General features: G+C 70.0%; 4 protein-coding genes. 1 reads left to right on the forward strand and 3 read right to left on the reverse strand.

Features of this window, described 5'->3' with window-relative positions; genetic code table 11:
* Positions 1-244: endonuclease/exonuclease/phosphatase family protein (locus QH283_RS23825; RefSeq protein WP_280505168.1), on the reverse strand; the 244-nt coding region annotated here is incomplete at its 3' end.
* Positions 245-314: 70 nt separating this feature from the next.
* Here QH283_RS23825 and QH283_RS23830 point away from each other — a divergent pair.
* Positions 315-1,322, forward strand: coding sequence for an alpha/beta fold hydrolase (locus QH283_RS23830; RefSeq protein WP_280505169.1), 1,008 nt, complete (start codon positions 315-317; stop codon positions 1,320-1,322).
* 57 nt (positions 1,323-1,379) lie between these two features.
* Here the strand turns inward: QH283_RS23830 and QH283_RS23835 are convergent, their stop codons facing one another.
* Entirely contained in the window at positions 1,380-2,225 is an 846-nt protein-coding gene (locus tag QH283_RS23835; protein ID WP_280505170.1) for an SDR family oxidoreductase, read from the reverse strand.
* Between the two features lie 32 nt (positions 2,226-2,257).
* Positions 2,258-2,990, reverse strand: a 733-nt coding sequence (locus QH283_RS23840; RefSeq protein WP_280505171.1) for an acyl-CoA dehydrogenase family protein, incomplete at its 5' end; no start/stop codon positions are given.

Below are 2,990 nucleotides of genomic sequence, written 5' to 3' on the forward strand. Positions count from 1 at the left end.
CGGCGGGGGCGGGCCGGGACAGGTTGGCCACCCCCGCCGTGCCCTTGGCGCCGGGCGGGGGGGTGGTAAGGATCCTGCGGTCGGCCTGGGCGGGCGCCAGCGCCGCCCTGGTCTGCTCATCGGTGGCGCGGGTCTCCTGCACGCACACGACGTCGGCCTCGGTGGCGGCGAGCCAGGCGAGCATCCCCTTGCCCGCGGCGGCCCTGATTCCGTTGGCGTTGATCGTTGAGACAATGGTCGGCACCGTCCGACCGTACAATGCAGGTCAGATGTACCTGCCCCGGACCACGCGGTCCAGGAAGGGGTGCTTGACGATGACGTCCGACACCTCCCGCCCGTCCGACCCCGCTCGTCCCTCCCGCGCCGCCGGCACCACCCGACCGCGTTCCGCGGATTTCGCCAGGCGCGCCGAGGAATTCGACGCCGAGCCCGACCCGGCCGCCGACGAGCCGCGGCCGGTGAAGACTCCGGGCAAGAACACGCGCGGCAGTGACGACCAGCCGGTGGTGATCAAGACGCTGCACGTCGGCTCGGGCGATCCGCTGTTGCTGCTGCACGGCTTCATGCTCTCGCCGCACTGCTGGGAGCAGACCGCCACACTGCTCGGGTCGCACTGCGAGGTGTTCGCCCCCGCCCTCGCGGGCCACTGGGGCGGGCCCGAGGTCACCGGCGAGGTCGTCGACATCGCGGCTCTGGCCGACGAGGTGGAGCGGCAGCTCGACGAGATGGGCTGGCGCACCTGCCATATCGCGGGCAACTCGCTCGGCGCCTGGGTCGGCGTCGAGCTGGCGCGGCGCGACCGGGCCCGCACCCTGACGTTGATCGCGCCCATCGGCGGCTGGAAGAAGCTGTCGTTGACCAGGCTGCGGGTGGCGCTGAAGTTCCTGTCGCTGGTTCCGCTGGCGCATCTGGGCCGGAAGGTGGCCGGGTTCACCGCGCGCAACCCCGTCGCGCGGCGCGTGGCCCTGTTCGTGGTGGCCAAGAATCCCACGGCGGTCTCGCGTCGCGACGCCGTGGCCACCATCACCGCCGCGCTGCACTGCCGGGCGATGATGCCGCTGATCCGGGGCAGCCTGCGCACCCCCGTCCCCGGCGACCTGGCGCGGCTGAAGACGCCGGTACGGCTGCTGCTTGCCGAGTACGACCGGTTCATCCCGAACCGGGTCTACGCGCGGCGCTATCTCGCCGAGCTGCCCGAGTCGGCCGACCGCATCCTGGTCAACCGGGTCGGGCACGTGCCCATGCTGGAGGCGCCGGACCGGATCGCCACCCTCATCGCCGAGCACGTCTACGCAAGCCGCAACCGGCTGCGCGCGGTGTGAACGTTCCCGCCCGGCACGGCCGGGCGGGGACCGAGCGGGGACACCGGAGCGGCGAACTCAGTCCAGGTCTTCTTCGCCGCGGGCGCGGCGCTCGTAGGCGGCGCGCGCCGCCGTGTCGATGTCGCTGAGGAAGGCCTCCTTCATGCCGAACTTCTCGCCGAGGAAGTCCAGGATCTTGTCCGGCACGTAGTACTGCAGGTTGGCCAGCCTGCCCGCGAGCTTGGTGACCGCGACCCGGCGCTGCGGCTTGACGATCAGCCCGGCGACGGCCTCGGCGATCTCCTCCGGCTCGGCGTTGCGCACGCCCTTGGCGCCCTTGGTCCCCGCCACCAGCTCGGTGTTGGTGAAGGTGGGCGCCACCGAGGAGAACTCCACGCCGGTGCCGCTGTACTCAGCGCGCAGGGCGTCGGTCATGGTGAGCACGGCGGCCTTGCTGCCGCCGTAGGTGGCCAGGCCGGGGGTGGGCAGCACACCGGCCAGCGAGGCGATGTTGATGACGTGGCCCTTGCCGCGCGGCAGCATCCGCTGGGCGGCCAGCTTGCTGCCGAGCACCACGCCGTAGATGTTGATGTCGATCATGCGGCGGGATACGTGGTCGGGCTCCTCGTGGAAGTGGCCGACCGGCATGATGCCCGCGTTGTTGACCACGACGTCGATGGGCCCGAGCACCCGCTCGACCTGATCGAGGAAGGCCTCGAAGCTCACCGGGTCGGTGACGTCGAGCTTGCCGTAGACCTCGAGACCCAGCTCGGCGCCGGACTCCTTGACCTTGGCCTCGTCGATGTCGCCGATGGCCACCTGCGCGCCGAGGTCACGCAGCTTGCGCGCGGTGGCGAAGCCGATGCCACGCGCGCCGCCGGTGATGACGACGACCTTGCCCGCGATACGTGCGGCTGAACTCATGGTGTGTCTGCCTTTCTCGGCTGCTCGCCGCCTCAGCGACCGAGCAGGCCCTTGGCGATATGGGTGACCTGGATCTCGTTGCTGCCCGCGTAGATCATCAGCGACTTGGCGTCGCGGGCGAGTTGTTCGACGCGGTATTCGCTCATGTAGCCGTTGCCGCCGAACAGCTGCACCGCCTCCATGGCCACCTCGGTGGCGGTCTCGGAGGAGTACAGCTTCATGGCCGAGGCCTCGGCCAGCGACAGCGGCTTGCCCGCGCGGGTGCGTTCGATGACGTTGAACACCATGTTGCGCACGTTGATGCGGGCGATCTCCATCTTGGCCAGCTTGAGCTGCACCAGCTGGAACCGGCCGATCTCCTGCCCCCACAGCTTGCGATTCTTCGCGTAGTCCACGCAGAGCCGGTGGCACTCCTCGATGATGCCGAGGGCCTGGAAGGTGACGCCGACGCGCTCGGCGACGAAGTTGGTGCGCGCGGACTCGCGGCCGTCGCCGCCGCGGTGCTCCTCGGTCTCCCCGAGCAGCCGGTCGCGGCCGAGGCGGACGTTGTCGAAGAACAGTTCGCCGGTGGGCGAGCTGTGCAGGCCCATCTTCTTGAACGGCTTGCCCTGGGTCAGGCCCTCCATGCCCTTGTCGAGCACGAAGGTCAGCACCTTGCGGTCGCGCTTGTCCACGTTCGGGTCGCCCACGTCGAGCTTGGCGTAGACGACGATTACGTCTGCGAACGGGCCGTTGGTGATGAAGGTCTTATGGCCGTTGAGGATT

The organism is Nocardia farcinica (assembly GCF_029867845.1).
GTDB classification, from domain to species: Bacteria; Actinomycetota; Actinomycetes; order Mycobacteriales; family Mycobacteriaceae; genus Nocardia; species Nocardia farcinica_A.

Coding starts and splice junctions, on each gene's coding strand:
- QH283_RS23835 (WP_280505170.1), bottom strand. CDS start 2,225: ATGAGTTCAGCCGCACGTATCGCGGGCAAGGTCGTCGTCATCACCGGC.
- QH283_RS23830 (WP_280505169.1), top strand. CDS start 315: ATGACGTCCGACACCTCCCGCCCGTCCGACCCCGCTCGTCCCTCCCGC.